The following is a 21,844-nucleotide window of genomic DNA, read 5'->3' on the forward strand; positions in this document are numbered from 1 at the left end:
AAAAAATAGAACAGGAGAGAGAAGTATGGGAAGAAGAGTAGAAATTTTATTTGTTTGTGGTGCTGGACTAGGCAGCAGTTTTGCAGCGCAAATGTCGGCAGAGGATGTACTAAATAAACATCATGTAGATGCTAAGCTGGATCATGTGGATATTTCAACTGCGGCTTCCATGCAGCCGGATATTATTATCACAGCTCAAAATTTTCAGTCACAGTTTGAAAAGTTTACGATGGATGAAGAAAAAACCGCAATTGTCTACTTGAAAAATATTGTGTCTAAGGCTGAAATTGAAGAAAAACTAGTTCCGATTTTACAAGCTAAAGGAGCTATTTAAAAAAATAAAATAGAGGTGAATATTAATGGGTGTTGTAAATTTTATTATTGATAATATTCTTACACAGGCGTCAATCACTATTGCCTTGATTGCTATGCTGGGGCTGATTCTACAGAAGAAATCAGCTGGACAGATAATTTCTGGCTCTTTGAAAACTTTATTGGGTTTTCAAGTGTTGAGTGCTGGCTCAAGCATTATTGTCGGTAGTCTGACATATTTCGGACAAATTTTTACAGAAGGCTTTGATATGCAGGGAATTATTCCTTCAATTGAAGCAATCAATGGGCAGGCAATGAATGAGCTAGGTCTTGGGAGAGATATTGCGTTGACCTTTTTAGCAATCTTTATTTTTAATATTCTGATTGCCCGCTTTACGAAATGGAAATATATCTTTTTAACAGGTCAGGCAATTTTGTGGATGGCAACAATGACAACTGTTTTTGGTTACTTTGCCGGATTAAGGGGCTTTGTTTTGATTATTGTCGGGGGCTTTGTAGGTGCAGTATTTGCAGTTGCGATGCCGGCAATCGCTCAGCCGATTATTCGTAAGGTTACAGGATCGAATGATATTGCTTTAGGACATTTTTGTACAATTGGCTATTTATTTGAAGCGGGAGTTGCAAAAATATTTGGTGAAAAAGGTGAAAATAAGAAATCCATAGAAGACATCAATTTGCCAAAATCCTTTGAGTTTTTGCAGGATACGTATCTTTCTGTAATGGTTGTGATGGTTCCTCTCTATATTATTACGGCAGCATTTGCCGGACCTGGCGTAGGTGATCATGGATTGCAGCATTATTTAATGTTTGCATTCTTACAAGCCATTCAGTTTGTTGTAGGTGTCTATGTGCTGTTAGCTGGCGTACGTCTTCTTTTAGGTGAGATTGTTCCGGCTTTTCGAGGGATTGCCATGAAGCTGGTGCCGGATGCTATTCCGGCATTGGACTGTCCAGTATTTTTCCCTTACTCACCTAATGCAGTTATCTTAGGGTTTATCACAACGACTATTGGAACCGTAATTGCAATGTTTGTTCTGCCGATTTTTGGTTTGGCCATGATCTTACCGGGAATGCTGACAAACTTTTTTGCTGGAGGAACAGCGGGTATTTTTGGCAACGAGGTTGGTGGAAGAAGAGGAGCAATTATCGGAGGAATTGCCCACGGGTTCTTCATCACACTCTTACCGGCATTGCTGGTGACAATTTTTAATAGTATGGGCTTTATCAATGCTACTGCGACAGATGTGGATACGGTTATTGCAGCAATGTTGTACGCCTGGCTGCTAAGTCCCATCTTAAAAATGTTTTAAGCAGCGACTAGAGGAGGAATAGAGATGTTTGATTTTTTCAAACGAAAAAAAGAAAAACCTCAAGAGCAAACAGAAAAAAAAGCTTTAACTGAGCAAGAGCTTGATAGGCTGAAGCAGCTTGTAGAAGGTAAAGCAAATGAAATCAGCAGGATAACTGATAAGGATTCTGAAAGCCGTGAGGTACTTGCTGAGCTCTATGAAGAACAGGGCTTGGTACTAGCTGAAATGGAGCAGCTGGATGAAGCGATTGCTGCTCTTGAAAGAAGTTTAGAGCTTAAGCTTTCAATTGGCGATGGCTATAAAAAGCTCATGAGTTTGTATAATGCAAAACGGGCGGCGGCTGCCCGAAGGGGTGATGATGCCGGAATTGAAACGTACATGCAGAAAATGGACGACATGCGGCAGATTGCGAAGCAGGTAACGATTACTGGATAAAACTAAGGAAAAAGGGTGAAGCGAACATGTATAAAACATTAAAAGAAGTGACGGAGACAGCAGAAGAACTGAATATGACAATTGGAGCATTTAATGCTCATAATCTGGAGATGCTGCCTGAGATGATTCGCGCAGCTAAAGAAATGGGTTCGCCAATTATCATTCAGACAAGTATCGATACTGCGAAATACATTGGTTATAAAGTAGTTGTTTCAGTAGTAAAAGAAATTGCTGAAGATGAACTAGTAGATGTTGCTTTACACTTGGATCATGCCAGAGATTTTGATGAAATCAAAGCGGCGATTGAAGCCGGTTATTCCAGTGTTATGTATGATGGATCCCACCTGCCTTTCAAAGAAAATATTGCGAAGACGAAAGCTGTGGTTGAATATGCTCATGCACGTGGTGTATCTGTGGAAGGAGAGCTAGGTACAATCGGTGGTACAGAAGAAGGGATTTCTGTTTCAGAAAAAGATAAAATCTATACGAAACCAGAAGATGCTGTTGAATTCGTTCAATTGACAGGAGTAGATGCTTTAGCGATTGCGATTGGTACAAATCACGGACAGTTCAAGTCTAAAACAGAAGTAAATATCCCTTTGCTGAAAGACATTCATCAGGCAGTGAGTGTACCACTCGTTATTCATGGTGGAACAGGTGTAAAAGAAGAGGATTACCCAGAGCTAATTAATAACGGTATTCGTAAATTTAATGTAGGAACCGAGCTGTTAGTAAACTGGACTCAGGAGGCAAAAGAATGCTTTGGAGCTACCGAAGTAAATAAATCTCTAAGACACAATATTATCCCGGCAAATATGAAAGTCAAAGAGATCGTTAAACATAAGATTGGATTATTTATGAACACCGAAAGTCCTTTGGCTGTAAAAACAGAAACCGCATGAAAAAATATCTGATTCTGATTGCCGGAAGTCCAGCCACTGGAAAAAGCTATTTAATTCATTTGATAAAGAAAGTTCTAGCTGACATATTCATCATTACACCAGATGAAGGAAAGGAGCTTTATGCTGATTCTGTCGGATTTGATAATCTAAATGAAAAGGCAGCGCTGGAAGAACGTGTCTGGCAATTCTACTATGGAGTATTGAAGCTATATATGAATGCTGGGAAAAAATTTGTTGTTTCTGAGTATCCGTTCTCTGCAAAGCAGAAAAAGCGGTTGAATGATTTGGCCGTAATTTACAATTATGAAGTAATCACCATTCGATTAACTGCCGATTTTGAACAGCTGTGGGCGAGAAGAGAGCTTCGTGATAGGGAACCTGATCGACATCTGAGCCATATTATGACTCATTATCATTATGGCGATTGCTTAAGAGATCGTTCTCAGGCAGATAATCTGATTACAAAAAAAGAATTTAAAAAAATAATTGAGCTGCGGCGGTACAATGAATTTTCTTTAGGACATCTATTTGAGTATGATGTATCAGACTTTTCAACGGTTGATTACTCGAAGCTGTTAGCTTATCTGGCTAATTTAGCTTAAGCAGCAGATTTACAGCCAAAACAAAATAGCGATTCTTACTGATAAAAAAGTGAGAATCGCTTTTTTCTTTAAGAAATAGAACATTTAGCGGCAATAGGTAAAAAATTAGTACAATTTCTCTTTACAAATCTCTATTTTACTGATAACATCTAGTTAATATATAAGTGATATCAAATTGATATCATAAAGAAAAGGAGGAAAAAAAGATGGAAGTCAAAAAATTCGAAAGTAATACACCGTCTCAAGAAGTGAGGATGAAAGCAGGAAGCGGGATGCCGTTTCTACTGCTGAATGTGTTGGGAATCGCTTTGTCAATTGCCGCTTTTATTTTTGGGGTTGTCTATTTGGAAAAAGAAACCTATGTGTTAGGCGGCATCCTTTTAGGAATTAGCGTATTTTACTGGTGTGTTATCATGCCGCTGCTATTTGCCGGATTGAAAATCATCCGCCCCAATGAGTCAATGGTTATGACCCTTTTTGGCCGATATGTAGGAACTTTAAAAGGCGAAGGCTTTTACTTCGTTAATCCATTCACGACTGCTCTGCCAGTACCTAAGCGCCTATCATCGATGGATACGACGGAGATGACAGAGGAAGAAAAGGCGAAAAATGCCAATGTTAACAGAGTAACGAAGAAGCTTTCACTAAAAACGATGGCATTGAGTAATAATAAACAGAAGATTAATGATGCCCTTGGAAATCCGATTATTATTAGTATTGTAGTTATCTGGCGAGTTTCTGATACAGCTAAAGCAATGTTTGATGTTGATAACTTTGTAGACTACCTGTCAATTCAATGTGATTCAGCTCTTCGTAATATTGTTCGTTTGTATCCTTATGATTCCGCCGATGATGAAGATGCAAATGAAAAGAGTCTTCGCGGCTCTAGTCAGGAAATTAGCTCGAAACTACGTGAAGAAATTCAAGAGAAGGTTGAAGTAGCAGGCTTGGAGATTCTTGAAGCACGGATTACTCACTTGGCTTATGCACCAGAAATCGCTGCTGCAATGCTGCAGCGTCAACAGGCGTCTGCAATTGTAGATGCGCGTCAGCTGATTGTTGAAGGAGCTGTCGGCATGGTAGAGATGGCCTTGGAAAATCTAAGTACGCAGGGCATCGTTGAGTTGGATGAAGAGCGCAAGGCGGCAATGGTTAGCAATCTTTTAGTTGTTCTATGCGGAAACCGGGATGCTCAGCCAGTTGTCAATAGTGGCTCACTGTATTAAAATAGTCCTTATTGCTTATCAGGGAGGCTGCTGTTATGGAAAAAAAAGAGCAAAAAGCAAAAAAGCAGGTACCGCTTCGTTTATCAGCTGCCCTATACAATGAGCTGGCTGCATGGGCGGAGGATGAGTTTCGCAGTGTGAATGGACAAATAGAGTATTTGCTGACCGAAAATGTTAAGCGGCGCAAACGTTCCAGTGAAAAAAAGCCGAATGACGACTAACGAAAAATAATTATAAGTAAGAAATAAAGAGGCAAAGCCAAATGTGTTTTGCTTCAAAGAATAAACCGGACTATACGAAAATGGCTCCTCATTTTCAGTATAGTCCGGTTTATTTTCCAAGGTGCGGCTTTTATACCGCTGCTTATTTGGTTCTTTTGAGTAAAAAACGTTAAAAATTTTATGTCCGATGCTCTTTTTTATGAGATAAATAGACTACATTTGTAAAAGCAGTATATGCTATAATTAGGAAGACAAATGCAGCAACAAACTCTTGAAATGAGGAATCATACATGGAAGAACGTATCTACGGAGAAGCATTGTTTAGGCTGATAAAAGATTTTCTAGAAGCTAATGCGTATCTTAATAATAACTTTGAATTAAACAGAGAATATGTGATGGATAAAGAGCGTTTTCGATTTGATTTAGTCATTCTTTCAAAAATTGATCGACAGCCTGTTTATTTCTTTGAAGTCAAAGCAACTAACAATAAAGAGCTTGAATTTCTAATGAGCAAACAGAGAGTCAATAAACTTTTTGAGTCCGGAGTTAGCGATTTTTCCGTCTTTAATGGTGAAAAACAGATGTTTTTAGTGTTTTCAAATACAGAGAATGAACCAGAAGAAAAATCAAAGCCGGCGTTTTTGGACTATCTAAATGAATATCTTTCAGATAAATCGAAAGAACTAGGTGAAAAAACAGCTAGCGGGATAGAGGCAGAAGAAATGTTATCAGAGAATGTTCCTGTGATTAGAGAGCCTTATAGTCCTGAGAAAATAAAAATCTCCCAACAGCTGTTATCCATTAAATATATGTTTGAACTGTACGAAGACGGATTGATTGAATTAAGTCCGGATTTTCAAAGACAGCGGGTTTGGAAAAATGATAGGCAAAAATCACGGCTGATTGAGTCATTGATTCTTAATATTCCTATACCAGCCTTCTATATGTATGAGACAGAAGAGGGCGGTTTCCAGATTATTGATGGACAACAAAGATTAGATGCTATCTTTGGTTTTTTACAAGGAAAATTTAGGCTAAAAGGATTAGAATATCTTAATGACTATGAAGGGTTAGCGTTTGCTGATTTATCCGTCAAACTTAAAGGGCAGATTTATCGAACTCAGCTCTCTGTTAATACGATTGATATCACTTCTCCCAAGCGGGTGGTTTATGACATTTTCAAGCGAATTAACACAGGGGGCGTTCCTTTAAATAATCAGGAAATGCGAAATGCAATTAGCTCTCCTGCAGTTAGAGAATTTTACAAACGTTGTCGGCAATCTGAAGAGTTTTTATTAGCTACCTGTCATCGTGTAGGAGAAAGAAGATTAGAGGATCAGGAATTGGTTCTGCGTTTTGTGGCTTTTTATCGCATTTATGATTTTGAAAATCAGAAGATTAACTACGAACATTCCAGTATCGTTGATTTATTGAATGAGACCCATGAATTTTTACTGGATCATCCAGAAGAATTTGATGCATATGAGAAAGCGTTTAAGCGAGGGTTAATGAAATCCTACGAGCTTTTCGAAAGAAATGCTTTTAATAAATATGTCGTTTATGAAGATGGTTCTTATCGTCCAACGTCAATTATTAATAAACCACTCTACTCAGCATTCACTGTTTTACTAGCTGATCCCAAATACCAAACTATTGATTTTTCTCAATACCAAAAAGCAGCTGAAAAAATAATGGTGGAAAAAATTCAGGATTATCGTTTCTTTAATGCAATTTCAATTGGAACAAATAATAGAGGAAATGTACGTATTCTTTTTGAAGAGGTTAAGGAGGTTATTGAGCAATGCTTGAGAGTATAAGGATTAAGAACTTTAAATGCTTTTCTGATTATTCTGTCGATTTTAGCGGAATGACGATTTTAACTGGCAGCAATTCTGCTGGAAAATCTTCAGTGATTCAAAGTATTCTGTTGTCTGCTTCAGCAGTAAACACCAATAAAGACTGTGTATACACGACGGATGTTTATGGTACTAATTTGGGTTTAGCTTCCAAACTGCTTACTTTAGAAAATTCTATGGAGGTAGGGAACAGCAATTCAGGAAATCAGATAGAGTTTTTTATTGAACCAGATAAAATGCGGGTTACTTTAGAAGTAGAAGAGCGGTTTGAAGAAAATTATTTTAATAAAAAGCTGGATGGCAGCTGGCAAAGAGACGTTTTTTATCTAAATGCTGAGCGTATTGGTCCTAGACTAGCTAATCAATTAACAGATAATTTAGCAGACCGCGTCGGCGTTCATGGCGAAAATACCAGTTTCATGCTGGATCGTTTAGAAAATGAGCGTATGAATATTCCAGAAGCCTTAAAGCGGGGCAAATCACTGCGGTTTTATAACAACTGTAGCGAGTGGCTGAACATCATTATCCCGGGGTCAGGCTTTTCTTCAAGAAGTGACAGTGATTTGGGTATATCGGCTTTAAGATATAATCAGGATTTTGTACCAACTACAGTAGGATTTGGCTTGACCTATGTTTTACCAATTATTGTGCAAGGGTTATACTGTGCTTCTTTAGATGACGAATTAAAGAAACGAGCCGTACTCATTATAGAAAATCCGGAAGCCCATTTGCATCCATATAGTCAATCTAAGATTGGTAGTTTCTTATCAGAATTGGCCATCCAAGGTGTTCAAGTTATCATTGAAACCCATAGTGAGCATGTGATTAATGGAGCACGGTTGAATTTAGCTCTGAAAGCACAAACGGAGCTGATGAGTGTGCTGTTTTTTGATGAAGGAAAGGCAGAAAAGATTTCTGTTGATGAATATGGAGAACTCTCTCATTGGCCTAAAGGTTTTTTTGATCAAAGTATGCAGGACGTCAGGGAGCTGATTAAGAATCGAATGGAGGGGAGCTAGGTGACGCTTGGAAAAATCTATCTTCACCCGTTGTATGATTATCGTTCGTCCTCTCATGAAACAGTCTATAATTATGTTGGATTTGCTCGGGAATTTATGGGTAAGGAAGAACCAAAGCTATCTATAGTAGGAAGTATTTATAACGAGGTAGATTCTGCAGGACTGAGTATTGCGGAGTATCTATTGAGTGAGACTAATAAACAAAGCGATACTATGAATTTGTTACAGGAATTCTTTACTAAAATTGGTTATGAGGGAGCTAATTGGGAAAAAGAGAAGACATTAGCTGATATTAAGTCGCTTGCGATTACTGATTTTACTAAATATATCACAGACTGGGAAATCGAAAATAGTATCTTATCCAAGAATGACTCTTATGAATTAGATTTGGACTTCATCCAAAACTCAGAATCCTTTCAGGCTTATTCTGAATTAGCTAAGGGGTGCTATGAATCACTGGAAATTTATCCGAATTCTTTTAAAAAGAAGTCAAAGGATTATTTGTGGTCTGATTATGTCAAAGAATTAACCAAGCATTTAAATGCCCTAAATTTGTTTAGTGAACAGCTAGAAGATTTAGAAGAAAAAGATACGGGAGTATGGCTAAAATTACTAGGTTCTGAATATAATATTTATTGTTCCGGTAAAGGGAATAAGGAAAGCCTTAAGATTTTTAAAACCGCTCATCCAGATCCGGAGAAAGATGAAATAATTACTTGTATTCCTCATACAAAACTGTTTACAAATTATAGTGATGAGCGTATTTATTTTAAATGGCCAGAAAAAGCAAAAGAAAAAATTATTATCGCTCATATTGGTAGACATATTAAAGCGAAATAATAAATAAAAAATAGACCAGAAAACAGATACCAATCCCTGTTTTCTGGTTTATTTTATGTAAAAGTCCTTTATTTATAATTTTATTTTGGGGGAATTTTCGCAGCAGCACTTCAAAATTTTTTTTCCTTTGTAACCTTTTCAGAGAGTGCAAGGTATTAGTAGTGAAAGCAGAGTTGGAAGAAAAATTGATCATGTTTAAATTCCTCTAATTTTCCTCCAGCTTTGAATTACACACTAATTATTTAGAAAAGGGAGAATACAAATGAAAAATAAGAAGATTGTTGCATTTACTTTAGTTACACTGCTTGCTCCGACATTTTTGAACGCACAGCTGGCCGTAGCTGATTCATTACAGGAGCCCATGACAGCTGAATCAGCAGCAACACCCGCCGTGGAGGAAGCTACTTCGCTGCCTGTTGTAGAAACACCTTCTGTTCAAGAGCCGACAGCTGAACAGCCAGTGCCTGAAACGCCAGTAGTAGAAGCTCCGGCTGAATCACCTGTGATTGAAGCACCGATTGACGTACCTTATGAAGAATCTGTACTTCCAGAAGTTCCGGCAACGGCTGAAACAGCGGATAGTGTTGTTCCATTGGACATTACCCAGCTGCCGCCGGCTATGGGTGATGCAGATGCGCCGGTTATTTCAGTTACACCAGTAAAAACAATTAGAAAAGGTCAAGCTTTTAATCCGTTGGAAGGGGTAACCGCATACGACAGCTTAGATGGGAATATTACCTCAAGCATTGTTGTCACCAGCAATAATGTGGACATTAACACTGAAAATACCACACCTTATCAAGTGAGTTATTCAGTGACTAACTCAGCTGGTAAAACGATGACAGCCACAACCAAAGTATTGGTTGTTGATGACTCAGTATATGGTATGCTGGATGTGTCAATTTCTGATTTTACAATTGCTCAAAATGGCGATTATCAGGCAGAAATTGAAAAAAGAATTATTGTAAAAAATCCAGACGGAACAACAACTGACCCAACTGAGTATACGCTATACACAAGTGGTTCAGCTGGTGGCGGCGATGTGGGTACGTATAATATTTCCGTGGTTGTAGAGTCGCTGGTTTATGGAACATATACTGAAAAAATGGTAAATATCACTGTTATGAGCGGTTTAACGCTTAATGCAGTTGACAGTAAGATTTTTCTTGGAGATACTTTTGATCCAATGGCCAATGTTAGTGCAACAGAAAATAAAGCAGATGGATCAATAGTTGCTTTAGGAGCCTATGATGGTGTCTCTGATACTGGAATTTCATACTCCGGGCTAGTAGACACTACGACAGCAGGTGTGTATCCTGTCACTTACAGCGCAAAAACAGCGAGCGGAGTCAATCAAACGAAAACAGTCAATGTTACAGTTGCAGCTAGTGTGATTACTATTGAAGCAGCGGATGTGACCATTATGCAGGGGGAAGCTTTTAATCCGCTAGACTATGCGAAAGCGATGGATGAAAGAGATGGCGGACTTACTGTATCAGTTGATTCAAACAACGTAGATCCTGCAGCAATCGGTACCTACAGTGTGACATATTCAGCTACTAATACTGCAGGTACAACAGAGACCAAGACAATTACAGTTTCCGTAGTTGAGCGGACAGCAGCAATTACAGCTGATAATCAGGAAGTATACCAAGGACAGGAAATCACTGATGAATTAATTCTAAGCTGGGCTCAGGCCAGTGATCCAGTAGATACTGATTTAGATTTGACGTATACGATTCTTGAAGGAAGTATTGACACTTCTATTGCTGGTGCAGTGTTCACGGTTGAATATGCTGTTACAAATACGGCAGGAAATACAACGACTAAATCGATTAACGTAACTGTGTTAAATAGAGAAGCGACAATTGAAGCAGCTGATCAGACTGTTGAGGTTGGAACAGTGATTAGTGATGCAGACATTTTAAACTGGGCGAAGGCTTCTGATCCTGTGGATGGTGAAAACCTTGCAGTAACTGAGTTCACAGTCCTTGATGGACCAATTGACACTACTAAGGAAGGAACATTCACGATTCAATATTCCTTTACCAATACAGCAGGAAATATAGCTGTAAAAACAATTACCTTAACAGTGGTTGATCAGCTGACTCCTTCTATTAAGGTAGAAGACAAAGTGATGTATGTGGGGGATAAGCTGACTGAGGAGATGATTTTGGAATGGGCTGAAGCCGAAAATGCGGAAGCTATTGGTTTTGAGGTAATGGGTGAAAATATTAAAGTAAAAGCTTCCGATAGTACATTAGTCGAAACAGGTGTTCATGAAATTAAATTCTTTGCAGAAAAAGGAGATAAAAAAGCTGAAACTGTCATGACTTTAACGGTTAAGGACAGAGAAGCAGCTAAGCCAGAAGGAATGGGAACCACTAAACAGCCGGCTGCTAAAGAAACAGTAGTGAAGACGGAAGAAATTAAGTCTGCTGAGAAGGAATTACCGGAAACAGGCATGAAGGAGAGCAGTCTTCTTACCTCTATCTCAGGATTGTTTATGTTGGCATTCGCCTACTTTTTAAAAAAGAAAAAGGATGAAACAACAAATGATTTATATTAAAGAGAGCTGTACAGACTTAGTTTGTTTAGCAGCTTAAAAGAGAGTATAGCAGAAGTGTTTAGCACTGGGAACCAGCTAGGTATTGTTCAACATACTCATACCTAGCTGTATTTCTCAGCAATAAACTGGATTAAGTCGAAATTTGTCAAGAAACACTGAGAGAAAATCAAGAAGCGGTTGATTAATACTTAACTAGAATTTCCTGTATTTTCGATATCATCCGATTTATTTTCAAGGAACTGTCTTCTGAGACACACCGCTTATTTCGTTTTAGGGCTTGAGACATATTATTGTTTCAGCCTTTTTTAATATGTCTTTTTTATAGCATTGTTGAAAGGGAAATAATAAGCTGATACACTAATATCAACTATTTGATTATTTGGAGGCAGCAAATGAGTAAAGAAGAAGAGTTAATTGTAAATTCTAGAGATTTATTTGAAAAAATGAGCTGGCTTAATAAATTTAAAATGGAAGAAAGCCTGAAAGGTTATAAGCCTTCAGAAGTTCATTGCATAGAAGCGATAAAAAAGCAAAAAGAGCCCAATGTTACAAAGCTTGCTGAAAGTCTCTATATGACCAGAGGTGCAATTAGTAAGCTGACAAAGAAGCTGATACAAAAAAAGCTGATAGAAAGCTACCAGAAACCAGAAAATAAAAAAGAGAGATATTTTAAGCTGACAGAGCTGGGAGAGAAAATTTATACGATTCATGAAGAAGAACATAAAGCATTTCGGGATCGAGATAAAGTTGTTTTTGAGCAAATGACAGAAGAACAGCTTACCAGTATGCTTCGTTTTATTGAAGTATACAGCAAGCATCTGGATGAAGAAATTAAAAAGCAAGGTCTGACAATCAGCTAAGAACATTCAAAAAGTAGCTTGACTATGTAGAAGACTAAAACACGTAGGTAAGTTTCAAGAATAAAGGAGAAATCACAGAAATGAGTTGTCAAATTTCTGTGATTTTTTTGTATCCAAAGGGATTATGTTTTCAATTACAGTTGTCGTATTTTCTGCAAGTCATTAAGTAGATTTGGAAAATTCTTTCAATATTTATCTGCATTTAAGGTAGATGAAAGAGCGGAGTCTAATGAAGATTTTTTGTTGACAAGGAATCAAAATGGTGATAAAGTTGTTTTTGTTTCCGAGGAAATTAAAAATCCGAATATGAACCGCGGCGTATTTTGGACTAGATGATATAGGAAATCCTTATTCAGCACTAGGAGATAGAGCTTTATGTTGGAACTCAGGAAACAAAGCAACTGATCTGAAAAGGAGAACTATTAATGATAACTAAGAAAACAATTTATTCCAAGGATTTTTTACTCGTAGCCGTTGGTCAAATCATTTCACTATTTGGAAATCAGATTTTAAGGTATGCTTTACCCATGTATTTACTAAATGAAACCGGCTCTGCCGCTTTATTTGGTACTATTTTGGCGATATCCTTTGTGCCTATGCTGGTACTTTTTCCAATTGGCGGGATTATTGCTGATCGTGTCAACAAGCGAAATATTATGGTGTTTCTTGATTTTAGTACAGCCATACTAATTTTTTTATTTTATCTACTAGCAAATAAAATGGAAATTGTTCCATTAATAGGCATGACAATAGTCATTTTATATGGAATACAAGGAACCTATCAGCCTACTGTTCAAGCTAGTGTCCCTGAGTTAGTAGATACAGAATACATTATGCAGGGCAACGCCATTGTTGATTTAATCAGCTCCTTAGCAAGTATGGCTGGTCCGGTCATTGGCGGTATTCTTTATTCGGTTTTTGGTCTAACACCAATTTTGCATGTGAGTATGGCTTGTTTCTTTTTAGCTGCTGTAATGGAGCTCTTTATTCATATGCCTTTTGTACAGAAACAGGGAGAAGGCAATATTTTAATGACCGGACTAAATGATTTAAAAGAGAGTATTGCTTTTATCTTTAAGGAAAAACCAATCCTTTGGAAGATGTCTCTGGTATTTGCTTCCGTTAATTTATTTTTGACTTCTCTAATCTTAGTCGGTGTTCCAGTAATTATCACCCAGCATTTAGGTTTTGATGTGAGTGCAGGGAATCGTCTCTATGGCTATGCACAGGGAATTATGGCATCTGGTAGTATTATCGGTGGTTTACTAGCTGGTGTGTTTTCTAAAAAGCTGACTTTAAAGGTTAGTCCGCTGATTCTTAGCGGCTGTGCCTTAACAATACTGGTTAGCGGAGCTCAATAAAAATCTTTTTCATTCTAGCGATTAGCTGTGGGTTACTATTGGTGTTGTCCACGTTGTTCACGATTCAAATGATGACATATTTACAAATGCTGACGCCAAAAGCACTAACTGGGAAAGTGATTTCCTGTGTTTTATGTTTGTGTATGTGCTCCAGTCCAGTTGGTCAGTTCATCTATGGAATTATTTTCGAACATATCGGCAGCAGCATCTATCTGCCGTTTTATGGAGCAGCACTCATTATGTTTTGTATCAGCTTCTTTACCCGTAAAGTTTTTTATGAAATAGCTCAGCCGAGAGAACTAAAGAGAAATGATCGTGAAGAGAAAAAATATCTAAGAAGTAATTGAGAATAACGAGAGAGTTTATGTGATAGTCAGGTTCGTAGTATTTATTCGAATAAAGAAAAAAGCAAAGCTTCCCAAGTAGCTAAAAAACTGAAAGGTACTATCTTTAGGGCTGTCTCTCTTAGATTCTGGAGATTACCACTTTTGATATTCACAGCAATTTAGCAACTGACGAAGCTTTGCGTTAAAGTTTTTATTTTATCTATTTAACTAAAAAAAGTCTGGACAATATCTGCTAATACCTCGAATGGAATAATTAAAAATTGTAGAAGAACTTCAAATAAAGCAGTTCCAAACTCACTGATAATGGATAACAGAGCATCAATCATTGTCGCCCTCGCTTTCTAATTTTTCAGCTACTTTTTTTGGCAGCTCAGCAGCTTTTACTTCCTCCCAAGAGGTAACGCCTTTATTCTCATTAACTACCATCTTTAAGTATGCACCTTCTTTTAACGGCTGAGGGCGGGCTTCTTTGAGATGAACTATTTTTTCCTGACCATCTGCATTATAAGAAATCTGATCATACTGCCAAACGGGGCTCTCATCCTCAGGAGTACCAGTATCCTCAGGGATGCTGGTTATTTTTGTGTAGTAGGAGGGACCACCATAATTATCTGCCCAATATTTGTCCATTGCATATTTTGCTCCAAATCCCAGTGCGGCTAAAATACTAATAAAAATAAGACTACCTGTTATCGCTTTTTTCATGTGAATCACCCTTTCTGTAATGATAATACTCTCAAAACAGCTGGAAGAAATCAAACTTTAGACTGATTAATAAATAACAAAATTGTAAGGTCATTTGGAGAGGATTGCCATCGCTTGTTTAACGCAGTTATTGTATTGGAGATTAAAAAAAATATTAAGAAAAGTTAAACATGCAGTTGAAAAAGTAAAGGGTTAGAAAATATCTAAAAAGCAATAATAAGCTTTTTTTGAAGAAAAATGAAAAACTTGAATGTGAGTGGGACATAACTCATTTGGAATTCGGATAAACGGTGGAAGCAGTAGCACATACCAGCATTGAACAGGAGCACATGCCTTATTACCAACTGCGACGAGCAACCGCAGGAGCACATGCTTTATTACCAACTGCGACGAGTAACCGCAGGAGCAAAACCTACGGAAATAAGCCGAAATTCACAAAAATTTGAAGAACACCTGGTAGGAATCAGTCAACAGCGACTGGCTCATATTCGTGTTTTCTGTCATTTCCGTGAATTTCGGCTTATTTTTCGGGACTAAACACTTCTGTTCCATCCTCTTTCAAGAGTAGGAATTAAATAATTATTTGGTTTAAACAATAAATACATTGACCTTTTTCATACGTGACCAGATGGCTAAACTGCCGGCTACCAGGCAGAAAGCGGCTATATAGCCTATTAAAGTAACGTTTTGAGACACAAAAGCAATTCCGACAAGCAGCAAAATCAATAAAAAACCTACAAGCATTGTCAATAATACTGGTAAAGATTGCTTAATTATTTGCTGTTCATTTGTCCAGTCAAACCGATGGTACTTCTGATTAAGCCATAAGCTGAGTGTGACGATGAACAAGCAGTAGCTGCTAGGAAGTAAAAAGAGTAAAATTCCGCCGGCAGCAGTAATAGGAAAGCTAATCGCCAAAATAAGACAGCCGCTCCAAATCAGGGGAAGAAATACAATAAGATTCCAGAGTATTTTCACTGCGTAAATTTGTTGCACAGGAATTGGCAAAGCGGCCAATAGCCAGCTATTACGTCCTTCCATACTAATGGCAGAGCTTGTTGGTGTGCTCATTCCTAAAAAAAGACAAGGGACAAAAGGCAGCCACTCAGTTAACTGAGATAAAGATAGGGTAGTCGGTAATACAACCAACAGCTGTTTCATAAGAACCGGCACACTAAAAGCAGCCAAAAGGAATAGAAATGGACCAATCACCGTATTGATAACATAAAGCGAACTTGAAAAATAAAGCCGGGCCTCTCGTCGAATGAGTCTGCTAAAAATACTGCGACGAGTCAGCTTGTTAACTATTAGTTTTTTATGATTTGACCGGACCCCTAACCAAGAGTTTATCTGTAAATAGAAACGATCTAGAAGCAGAGAAAAAGAACCAAAAACAAGAAGAGAAATCAAACCGAAAAGCAACAGCAGCCAAGGTTGTTGGGTTAAGCCATTTTTTAGCAGCGACAATAGTGGATAGATTCCTTCCAGCTGTTTCAGCCCTTGCTCCAATAATTGAGTAACTGCATCATCATCATACTGAGTTAGATTAAGCGATCCCAACATAAAAGCTGATAGTCCGCCCAATGTTAGCAGGATAATAATTGGCTGCTGATGACGAAAGCCAGCCGCAATTACGGAAATAACTAAGGTCAATACGGCCCCTACAGTGATTGGTATTAATGGAATAAATGGCGCAATCAGTAAAGAGGACAGCAACGGCTGAAGAGTCTTTAGGTGAAAGCTGTAAATACTCATACTGGGTAAAAGAACTAGCAGAGCAAAACCAAAATTCAACAGATACAATGTCAGCATACGACTAATAATTATCATTCGCGGCTGTATAGGTAAGGAAAAGAGCGTGTCAAAGTCTCGAAATTTGAATAGTAGCTGATGTCCTTTCATAAAAGTCAGAATGAGACAAACCGCGGACGTTAGAAAAACCATTAGCGTAGGTACATATTGGTCAAGCTTTAAATAGATTAAGGTATAACTAGCACCGGAAATATAGCTAATGGCTAAAAGCAGTAGTAAAATAAATCCTACTCCTGCACCAATCTTATAACTCTTGGAACGATAACGAAGTTTATTAAGACTAAGACCACGCAATTCCAGCCGAAGTAATATAGGAATTTTATTCATCCCCGATTACCTCCATAAATATTTCTTCAAGAGTATGCCCGTTGCGCACTTCTTCAATCGGTCCATATTTTTTCAATTGCCCCTGGTCAATCATCGCAATTTTGGTGCAAAGGGTTTCAGCTACTTCTAAAACATGAGTAGAGAAAAAAACAGCACTGCCTTGACGGCAAAGCTCCTGCAGCATTTGTTTAACGTGGAAGACTGCTTCCGGATCCAGACCAACAAAGGGCTCATCCATAATCAAAAGCTTTGGTTGATGAAGAAAGGCGGAGATAATAGCTAGTTTTTGTTTCATGCCATGAGAGTAAGTGCCGATTAAGTTGTTTAACTGGTCTGCTAATGACAGCTTCTCGCTGAATTTGACCACTCTTTTCTGACGCTGTTCACTAGAAATTTCAAAAATATCTGCAATGAAATCAAGATACTGAACGCCGGTCAGATAATCATAAAGGTCTGGATTATCGGGGAGATAAGCAATGTCCTTTTTGCACAAAAGCGGCTCTTTTTCAATATCATGTCCATTAATCATAATTTTTCCCTGGTCAAAATGTAGTGTTCCAGCGATTGACTTTAAAGTCGTTGTTTTACCGGCGCCATTATGTCCGATAAAGCCAAAAATATCACCAGGCTCTGCTTTAAGACTGAGATTCGAAACGGCAACTTTTCCTCCTGGGTATGTTTTCGTTAAGTGTTCAATCGTCAAAACTGACATTATTTTTCCAACTTTCTTTAAGGAGTTTTATACAAGGGCTTAATCATCAGACCTTCTCGGAGAGCCCTTAATCAACTAAGGTGTTTAACCGTGTTAAAAGCCTTTGGTATTGCTTGTCTTTTGATAATTGATCAAAAGGAGGACCGGATACTGCTTGGATTAACTGCAGCTTAATAAGCTGCGTCTCTTTAGGAGGCTGTCCGCCATTTGAATATTCTGAAAGCCATTCTGCCACTTTAGTAAAATAACTGTCGCCGTGAAGCTCAATCGGAAAGGCTGTCTGCTCCATTAAGGAGGTAAACTTTTCAAGTAAACACAAACTGTCAGCTTCTCTGTTTAGAGACAGATACCCTGCAGCGATTTGTAGATAGAGGGGCAGAACAGTTAAAGGATGGTATTGATCAATTGAAAAAACAGTAACAAACTGCTGAGCACGATGAGCTGTTTCGACGAACTGAACTTCATTTTGATAAGTCAGCGGCAAATATTGGATAAAAACGTTCATCATGATGATTGTATATTGGAAAAGAGAGGTCTGCATAACTGTTTCAGCTTCCTCTATTTTTTCCATCATTTGCAATGCGCTAGTAATAATCAGTTCCGGCGGCAAAAAAATAGGTGTTGCTGTACCCAAAATATCTATTACTTCTTCGGGTTTTTCCTGAATGAGCACGACAGAAGCTTCCATAACTTTAGCGTGATGAATCAATTGAGGGTTATCTGATAACTCCTGTACATGAAGAAAGAGTCCACGGATTTCGGCAAGCCAGCTTTCCATTTTATCAAAAACAGTCAAGCTGTCCAAATGATTTAAAAGCAGTACAGCCATTTGAAAAACAAAGGGTCCGCATGTCCAGTAGGTGCGAATAAGCCGTCTGATTTTCTGATCAATTTCCGGTTTTAATTCAATCAATTCTTTTTGAAGAGCAGCATAAATTGTATTGATTTCTGTAGACGTTAGTTGTGTTCGAAAGCTCAATAGCTCATCGATTGTAATGTTAAAATAAGCAGCGAGTAAAGGTAACAGGCTGATATCAGGGTATGATTGTCCTGTCTCCCATTTTGAGACGGAAGCTTTGGAAACTCCTACAAAATCTGCCAGCTGCTTTTGCGTGATGTTTTTTTCTTTACGCTTGATATGAATCAATTCACCAATCTTCATTTCCATAGATAACACCTCTTTGATTTAAGTATACGTCGCTATTTATAAATGGGCAATCGATTTATAATCAACTAAACAAGGTGAAAATCAACTAATGGTAGATTTTAGGTTGATACAGAATAAGGGAGCATATGATTTTTTGCGTAATTGATATTACTGTATATTTGCTAAAAATCATCGGATTTTATCAGGATTTGCTTTTCTTCAGCTATCTTGCATTTGTTTTTTTGGTAGATGTCAATTACTAATGATGTGACTAAAAGAGTTATTGCTGATTCAAATAGCTTTCATGAAAACGTTTGACAAGTTATGATTGGTGTTTTACAATACATTCATACCGCACGAATGTTAAAGGAGGGATATTATGGCTCGAAACAAATATCCGGAAATAACGGTTGACAAAATATTAGAAGCAGCTGGACGACTTTTTTTAGAGAAAGGGTATGACAATACTACAATTGTTGATATTGTTAATGAATTGGATGGCTTAACCAAGGGAGCTGTTTACCATCATTTCAAGTCGAAAGAAGATATTATGGATGCTTTGGGAGATAAAATGTTTTTCGACAACAATCCTTTTGAAGCTGTAAAAAAGCGGACTGACTTAAATGCTCTTCAAAAAATGAGAATGGCTGTTAAATTAAATCAGTCAAATGAAGATCAGGTAGAATTATCAAGACAAGCGATTCCGCTCTTAAAAAACCCTCATATTTTAGCAAAAATGATAGAATCAAATCGCCGTATCCTATATCCGTATTGGCTGGAACTAATTGAAGAAGGGCAAAAAGATGGGTCTATTCGTACAGAATATGCTAAGGAATTGTCGGAATTTTTATCGTTTATAGATACTTGGTTCATGATTTCCATGTCCGAAGGTAGTGCTGAGGAAAGTCAAAGGAGATATCTTTTTGTAGCCGAAATACTGGATAAAATGGGGGTACCTATCCATGATAGTGAAATGGAGGAAATGATAAAATCATTACCCTATTTCTCTGAAGAAAGTAAGTAAATTGTCTTTAGCAAGACAATTTTTTATTCATCTTATACATTCGTTCGGTAGGTATGTTCGTTTTTATTAATGTAGTTAAAGGTTTACCAAGAACTAATCAAAGGAGGAAATGCCGTGTCAAAATCAACTATTTCTATTGCAGTATCATCATTGAAGAAAAGCTATCAAGGCAAGGAGGTGTTAAAGGATGTCAACTTTTCTGTTCCCAGTGGAACAATCTATGCTTTATTAGGTTCTAATGGTGCAGGGAAAACAACTATTGTTAAAATTCTATCTACCTTATTGAAACCAGATGGTGGGAATGCTACCATCAATGATTTTGACATAGAGAGTCAAAGCGATGAGGTCCGAGAGTGCATCAGCTTGACTGGTCAGTTTGTTGCAGTCGATGAAGTCTTAACAGGCAGGGAAAACTTGAAACTTATCGGACAGCTGCGGCGTCTGCCAGATGTCAAAAGCAAAACGAATGAGTGGCTGTCTTTTTTTTATTTAGAGGATGCAGCTAATCGTAAGGTATCAACGTATTCAGGCGGGATGCGCCGCAGATTGGATATAGCCATGAGCCTTATGGATAACCCTCAGGTACTTTTCCTCGATGAGCCTACTACTGGGCTTGACCCTCAAAATCGGATTGCAATGTGGGAATTGGTAAAAAGCTTAGCAAAGAAAGGAACAACCGTATTTCTAACAACACAATATTTAGAAGAAGCAGAATACCTTGCTGATCATGTTGCTATTCTTCATAAAGGAAAGATTCTCGTGGAGGGGACACCGCAATATCTAAAAGAGATACTGCCTAAGAGAGGAGTATCGCTTAATTTTAATAGTGAAGAAAGTGCGATTAAAGCAATTGAACTTTTAAGGGAGAATGATATTTCAGCTGATACTGTTGAACAAAATCTACCTTCATTGGAAGATGTCTTTTTAACATTAATTGATGAAAAAAAGGAGGATACCAGTCATGCATCATAAAAAGAGAAGTGTAATTATCGATTCATGGATTGTATTTAAACGGTGTTTATTAATCACCTTTAGAAATCCAGAAGCACTTTTGTCGTCAATCATACTACCATTTATAATTATGCTGTTGTTTACTGCTATATTGGGAACTACGGCGGATATAAAAGGCTTTAATTACGTTGATTTCATCGTGCCGGGTATCATTTTGCAAAGCATTGGCCAGGCTTCTCAATATTCAGCAATGAATGTCGCAAATGATATGACCAAAGGTATCATTGACCGCTTTCGTACGATGTCCATCTCAAAATCTGCCGTAATTATAGGTCATACTGGCGCTGGAATTATAAGAAATACAATTTCAACTATCATAATCATTGGTACCGCCTTTATTCTAGGCTTTAGACCGCAAGCTGACTTTTGGGGCTGGTGTACTGTAGTTGGACTTCTTATTCTTGTTAACATTGCAATTTCTCTGCTCAGCGTATTATGTGGACTAATCGCAAAGTCAGCAGAGGGTTCAATTAGTTTGATGCTTCCGTTTTTTATCCTACCCTTTATTAGTTCTGGCTTTGCTCCTGTCGCAACTATGGGCAGCGGTATTCGCTGGTTTGCTGAAAATCAACCGATGACACCGATTATTGATAGCATTCGGTCACTAACATTGGATTTACCTTTAGATAATAGTCTAGTGATAGCTTTGGTTTGGTGCGTGGGTACAATCATTGTGGCATATTTTGTCTCGCTGCAAGTATACAAAAGAAAAGTATCATAGGAGACTGCAACAAGAACAAGACGAATAAATTAAAAAAAGCTGGTGATATTATGAGAGAATCGTCATGGATTATCTGCCCTGTATGTCATGCTAAAACACGAATAAAAATTTATGCAGATACAATTATTAACAAACTACCCTTATATTGTCCAAAATGCAAACAAGAAAATTTAGTTAATATAAAGGAATTTAATGTAACAATCATAAAAGAGCCAGACGCAAAGACGCAGAGCCGATAACTGTTGGAGTAAGTACTTCAAGTTATCGGCATTTTTAATTGTGAAAAGCATGAATTATTTAATGAAGCCTTAATAGCAGTAAATTTAAAAAAAGAATATTATATAAACTAACCCCTCAGTTTAAGCTTTTAGCGTTTTGGACAAGAAGCAAAACTTCTTTGGATTGGTTCTTTTTAGTAGATGATCAAGAACAGCTGACTTACTAGCTACTAGTCTGCCATTATATATTCTTTATGAAGATATTTTCATCATAAAATGGTTGACC

23 protein-coding genes are annotated in these 21,844 nt (G+C 37.7%); 19 read left to right on the forward strand and 4 right to left on the reverse strand.

Annotated features, from left to right (window positions below; all coding sequences use genetic code 11):
• The first annotated feature begins 25 nt into the window (after window positions 1-25).
• From AC1Z3K_RS06005 to AC1Z3K_RS06070, 14 genes are all read left to right on the forward strand, one after another.
• Entirely contained in the window at window positions 26-334 is a 309-nt protein-coding gene (locus AC1Z3K_RS06005) for a PTS sugar transporter subunit IIB (RefSeq protein WP_426081262.1), read from the forward strand.
• A 25-nt stretch (window positions 335-359) separates the two neighbouring features.
• Window positions 360-1,643 (forward strand): PTS sugar transporter subunit IIC, encoded by a 1,284-nt coding sequence (locus tag AC1Z3K_RS06010; RefSeq protein ID WP_461732154.1) that lies wholly within the window; start codon window positions 360-362, stop codon window positions 1,641-1,643.
• A gap of 24 nt (window positions 1,644-1,667) precedes the next feature.
• On the forward strand, window positions 1,668-2,078 hold the full coding sequence (locus AC1Z3K_RS06015; RefSeq protein WP_461732155.1) for a tetratricopeptide repeat protein: 411 nt from the start codon (window positions 1,668-1,670) through the stop codon (window positions 2,076-2,078).
• A gap of 26 nt (window positions 2,079-2,104) precedes the next feature.
• A complete protein-coding gene (locus tag AC1Z3K_RS06020; RefSeq protein ID WP_426081265.1) occupies window positions 2,105-2,980 on the forward strand; it encodes a class II fructose-bisphosphate aldolase in 876 nt (291 codons plus the stop codon).
• A complete protein-coding gene (locus AC1Z3K_RS06025) occupies window positions 2,977-3,582 on the forward strand; it encodes an AAA family ATPase (protein ID WP_426081266.1) in 606 nt (201 codons plus the stop codon). Before AC1Z3K_RS06020 ends, AC1Z3K_RS06025 begins: the two co-directional genes overlap by 4 nt.
• Window positions 3,583-3,788: 206 nt before the next feature.
• A complete protein-coding gene (locus AC1Z3K_RS06030) occupies window positions 3,789-4,808 on the forward strand; it encodes an SPFH domain-containing protein (RefSeq protein ID WP_426081267.1) in 1,020 nt (339 codons plus the stop codon).
• Window positions 4,809-4,843: 35 nt separating this feature from the next.
• Window positions 4,844-5,029, forward strand: a complete 186-nt coding sequence (locus AC1Z3K_RS06035) for a type II toxin-antitoxin system antitoxin (RefSeq protein ID WP_426081268.1) — start codon at window positions 4,844-4,846, stop codon at window positions 5,027-5,029.
• A 290-nt stretch (window positions 5,030-5,319) separates the two neighbouring features.
• The gene (locus AC1Z3K_RS06040) at window positions 5,320-6,846 is read left to right on the forward strand and encodes a GmrSD restriction endonuclease domain-containing protein (RefSeq protein WP_426081269.1); all 1,527 of its coding nucleotides are present in this window, start codon (window positions 5,320-5,322) and stop codon (window positions 6,844-6,846) included.
• Window positions 6,831-7,904 carry a DUF3696 domain-containing protein gene (locus AC1Z3K_RS06045; protein ID WP_461732156.1) on the forward strand — a complete coding sequence of 358 codons (1,074 nt, stop codon included), beginning with the start codon at window positions 6,831-6,833 and terminating at the stop codon, window positions 7,902-7,904. The genes AC1Z3K_RS06040 and AC1Z3K_RS06045 overlap by 16 nt, the downstream gene beginning before the upstream one ends.
• On the forward strand, window positions 7,905-8,744 hold the full coding sequence (locus tag AC1Z3K_RS06050) for a hypothetical protein (protein WP_461732157.1): 840 nt from the start codon (window positions 7,905-7,907) through the stop codon (window positions 8,742-8,744).
• A 262-nt stretch (window positions 8,745-9,006) separates the two neighbouring features.
• The gene (locus AC1Z3K_RS06055; RefSeq protein ID WP_461732158.1) at window positions 9,007-11,313 is read left to right on the forward strand and encodes an immunoglobulin-like domain-containing protein; all 2,307 of its coding nucleotides are present in this window, start codon (window positions 9,007-9,009) and stop codon (window positions 11,311-11,313) included.
• 392 nt (window positions 11,314-11,705) lie between these two features.
• On the forward strand, window positions 11,706-12,173 hold the full coding sequence (locus AC1Z3K_RS06060; protein ID WP_426081273.1) for a MarR family winged helix-turn-helix transcriptional regulator: 468 nt from the start codon (window positions 11,706-11,708) through the stop codon (window positions 12,171-12,173).
• A 425-nt stretch (window positions 12,174-12,598) separates the two neighbouring features.
• The gene (locus tag AC1Z3K_RS06065) at window positions 12,599-13,534 is read left to right on the forward strand and encodes an MFS transporter (RefSeq protein WP_461732159.1); all 936 of its coding nucleotides are present in this window, start codon (window positions 12,599-12,601) and stop codon (window positions 13,532-13,534) included.
• Between the two features lie 53 nt (window positions 13,535-13,587).
• Window positions 13,588-13,881 (forward strand): hypothetical protein, encoded by a 294-nt coding sequence (locus AC1Z3K_RS06070; protein WP_461732160.1) that lies wholly within the window; start codon window positions 13,588-13,590, stop codon window positions 13,879-13,881.
• Window positions 13,882-14,199: 318 nt separating this feature from the next.
• Here AC1Z3K_RS06070 and AC1Z3K_RS06075 read toward each other — a convergent pair whose 3' ends face one another.
• A complete protein-coding gene (locus AC1Z3K_RS06075) occupies window positions 14,200-14,586 on the reverse strand; it encodes a YxeA family protein (RefSeq protein ID WP_461732161.1) in 387 nt (128 codons plus the stop codon).
• 290 nt (window positions 14,587-14,876) lie between these two features.
• On the opposite strand from AC1Z3K_RS06075, the gene AC1Z3K_RS06080 reads away from it, so the two are divergent.
• On the forward strand, window positions 14,877-15,032 hold the full coding sequence (locus AC1Z3K_RS06080; RefSeq protein ID WP_461732162.1) for a hypothetical protein: 156 nt from the start codon (window positions 14,877-14,879) through the stop codon (window positions 15,030-15,032).
• Window positions 15,033-15,174: 142 nt separating this feature from the next.
• Here the strand turns inward: AC1Z3K_RS06080 and AC1Z3K_RS06085 are convergent, their stop codons facing one another.
• The 3 genes from AC1Z3K_RS06085 to AC1Z3K_RS06095 form a co-directional block, all read right to left on the reverse strand.
• Entirely contained in the window at window positions 15,175-16,725 is a 1,551-nt protein-coding gene (locus AC1Z3K_RS06085; protein WP_461732163.1) for a hypothetical protein, read from the reverse strand.
• Entirely contained in the window at window positions 16,718-17,437 is a 720-nt protein-coding gene (locus tag AC1Z3K_RS06090) for an ABC transporter ATP-binding protein (RefSeq protein ID WP_426081277.1), read from the reverse strand. Before AC1Z3K_RS06090 ends, AC1Z3K_RS06085 begins: the two co-directional genes overlap by 8 nt.
• 67 nt (window positions 17,438-17,504) lie before the next feature.
• Window positions 17,505-18,605 carry a helix-turn-helix transcriptional regulator gene (locus AC1Z3K_RS06095; protein WP_461732164.1) on the reverse strand — a complete coding sequence of 367 codons (1,101 nt, stop codon included), beginning with the start codon at window positions 18,603-18,605 and terminating at the stop codon, window positions 17,505-17,507.
• Window positions 18,606-18,963: 358 nt separating this feature from the next.
• Between AC1Z3K_RS06095 and AC1Z3K_RS06100 the strand changes: the two genes are divergently transcribed.
• From AC1Z3K_RS06100 to AC1Z3K_RS06115, 4 genes are all read left to right on the forward strand, one after another.
• Entirely contained in the window at window positions 18,964-19,608 is a 645-nt protein-coding gene (locus AC1Z3K_RS06100; RefSeq protein ID WP_461732165.1) for a TetR/AcrR family transcriptional regulator, read from the forward strand.
• 114 nt (window positions 19,609-19,722) lie between these two features.
• A complete protein-coding gene (locus AC1Z3K_RS06105) occupies window positions 19,723-20,580 on the forward strand; it encodes an ABC transporter ATP-binding protein (protein ID WP_461732166.1) in 858 nt (285 codons plus the stop codon).
• A complete protein-coding gene (locus AC1Z3K_RS06110) occupies window positions 20,570-21,340 on the forward strand; it encodes an ABC transporter permease (RefSeq protein WP_426081281.1) in 771 nt (256 codons plus the stop codon). The genes AC1Z3K_RS06105 and AC1Z3K_RS06110 overlap by 11 nt, the downstream gene beginning before the upstream one ends.
• A 50-nt stretch (window positions 21,341-21,390) precedes the next feature.
• A complete protein-coding gene (locus tag AC1Z3K_RS06115) occupies window positions 21,391-21,579 on the forward strand; it encodes a cysteine-rich KTR domain-containing protein (RefSeq protein WP_426081282.1) in 189 nt (62 codons plus the stop codon).
• Window positions 21,580-21,844: the final 265 nt, after the last annotated feature.

The sequence above is a fragment of the Enterococcus sp. LJL128 genome, from assembly GCF_056924295.1.

Bases quoted from the DNA above. Each gene is read 5' to 3' on its own strand.
- AC1Z3K_RS06015 (WP_461732155.1), top strand. From the start codon at position 1,668: ATGTTTGATTTTTTCAAACGAAAAAAAGAAAAACCTCAAGAGCAAACA.
- AC1Z3K_RS06020 (WP_426081265.1), top strand. From the start codon at position 2,105: ATGTATAAAACATTAAAAGAAGTGACGGAGACAGCAGAAGAACTGAAT.
- AC1Z3K_RS06025 (WP_426081266.1), top strand. From the start codon at position 2,977: ATGAAAAAATATCTGATTCTGATTGCCGGAAGTCCAGCCACTGGAAAA.
- AC1Z3K_RS06030 (WP_426081267.1), top strand. From the start codon at position 3,789: ATGGAAGTCAAAAAATTCGAAAGTAATACACCGTCTCAAGAAGTGAGG.
- AC1Z3K_RS06095 (WP_461732164.1), bottom strand. From the start codon at position 18,605: ATGGAAATGAAGATTGGTGAATTGATTCATATCAAGCGTAAAGAAAAA.
- AC1Z3K_RS06110 (WP_426081281.1), top strand. From the start codon at position 20,570: ATGCATCATAAAAAGAGAAGTGTAATTATCGATTCATGGATTGTATTT.
- AC1Z3K_RS06060 (WP_426081273.1), top strand. From the start codon at position 11,706: ATGAGTAAAGAAGAAGAGTTAATTGTAAATTCTAGAGATTTATTTGAA.
- AC1Z3K_RS06040 (WP_426081269.1), top strand. From the start codon at position 5,320: ATGGAAGAACGTATCTACGGAGAAGCATTGTTTAGGCTGATAAAAGAT.
- AC1Z3K_RS06005 (WP_426081262.1), top strand. From the start codon at position 26: ATGGGAAGAAGAGTAGAAATTTTATTTGTTTGTGGTGCTGGACTAGGC.
- AC1Z3K_RS06100 (WP_461732165.1), top strand. From the start codon at position 18,964: ATGGCTCGAAACAAATATCCGGAAATAACGGTTGACAAAATATTAGAA.
- AC1Z3K_RS06085 (WP_461732163.1), bottom strand. From the start codon at position 16,725: ATGAATAAAATTCCTATATTACTTCGGCTGGAATTGCGTGGTCTTAGT.
- AC1Z3K_RS06075 (WP_461732161.1), bottom strand. From the start codon at position 14,586: ATGAAAAAAGCGATAACAGGTAGTCTTATTTTTATTAGTATTTTAGCC.
- AC1Z3K_RS06035 (WP_426081268.1), top strand. From the start codon at position 4,844: ATGGAAAAAAAAGAGCAAAAAGCAAAAAAGCAGGTACCGCTTCGTTTA.
- AC1Z3K_RS06115 (WP_426081282.1), top strand. From the start codon at position 21,391: ATGAGAGAATCGTCATGGATTATCTGCCCTGTATGTCATGCTAAAACA.
- AC1Z3K_RS06010 (WP_461732154.1), top strand. From the start codon at position 360: ATGGGTGTTGTAAATTTTATTATTGATAATATTCTTACACAGGCGTCA.
- AC1Z3K_RS06045 (WP_461732156.1), top strand. From the start codon at position 6,831: ATGCTTGAGAGTATAAGGATTAAGAACTTTAAATGCTTTTCTGATTAT.
- AC1Z3K_RS06065 (WP_461732159.1), top strand. From the start codon at position 12,599: ATGATAACTAAGAAAACAATTTATTCCAAGGATTTTTTACTCGTAGCC.
- AC1Z3K_RS06055 (WP_461732158.1), top strand. From the start codon at position 9,007: ATGAAAAATAAGAAGATTGTTGCATTTACTTTAGTTACACTGCTTGCT.
- AC1Z3K_RS06090 (WP_426081277.1), bottom strand. From the start codon at position 17,437: ATGTCAGTTTTGACGATTGAACACTTAACGAAAACATACCCAGGAGGA.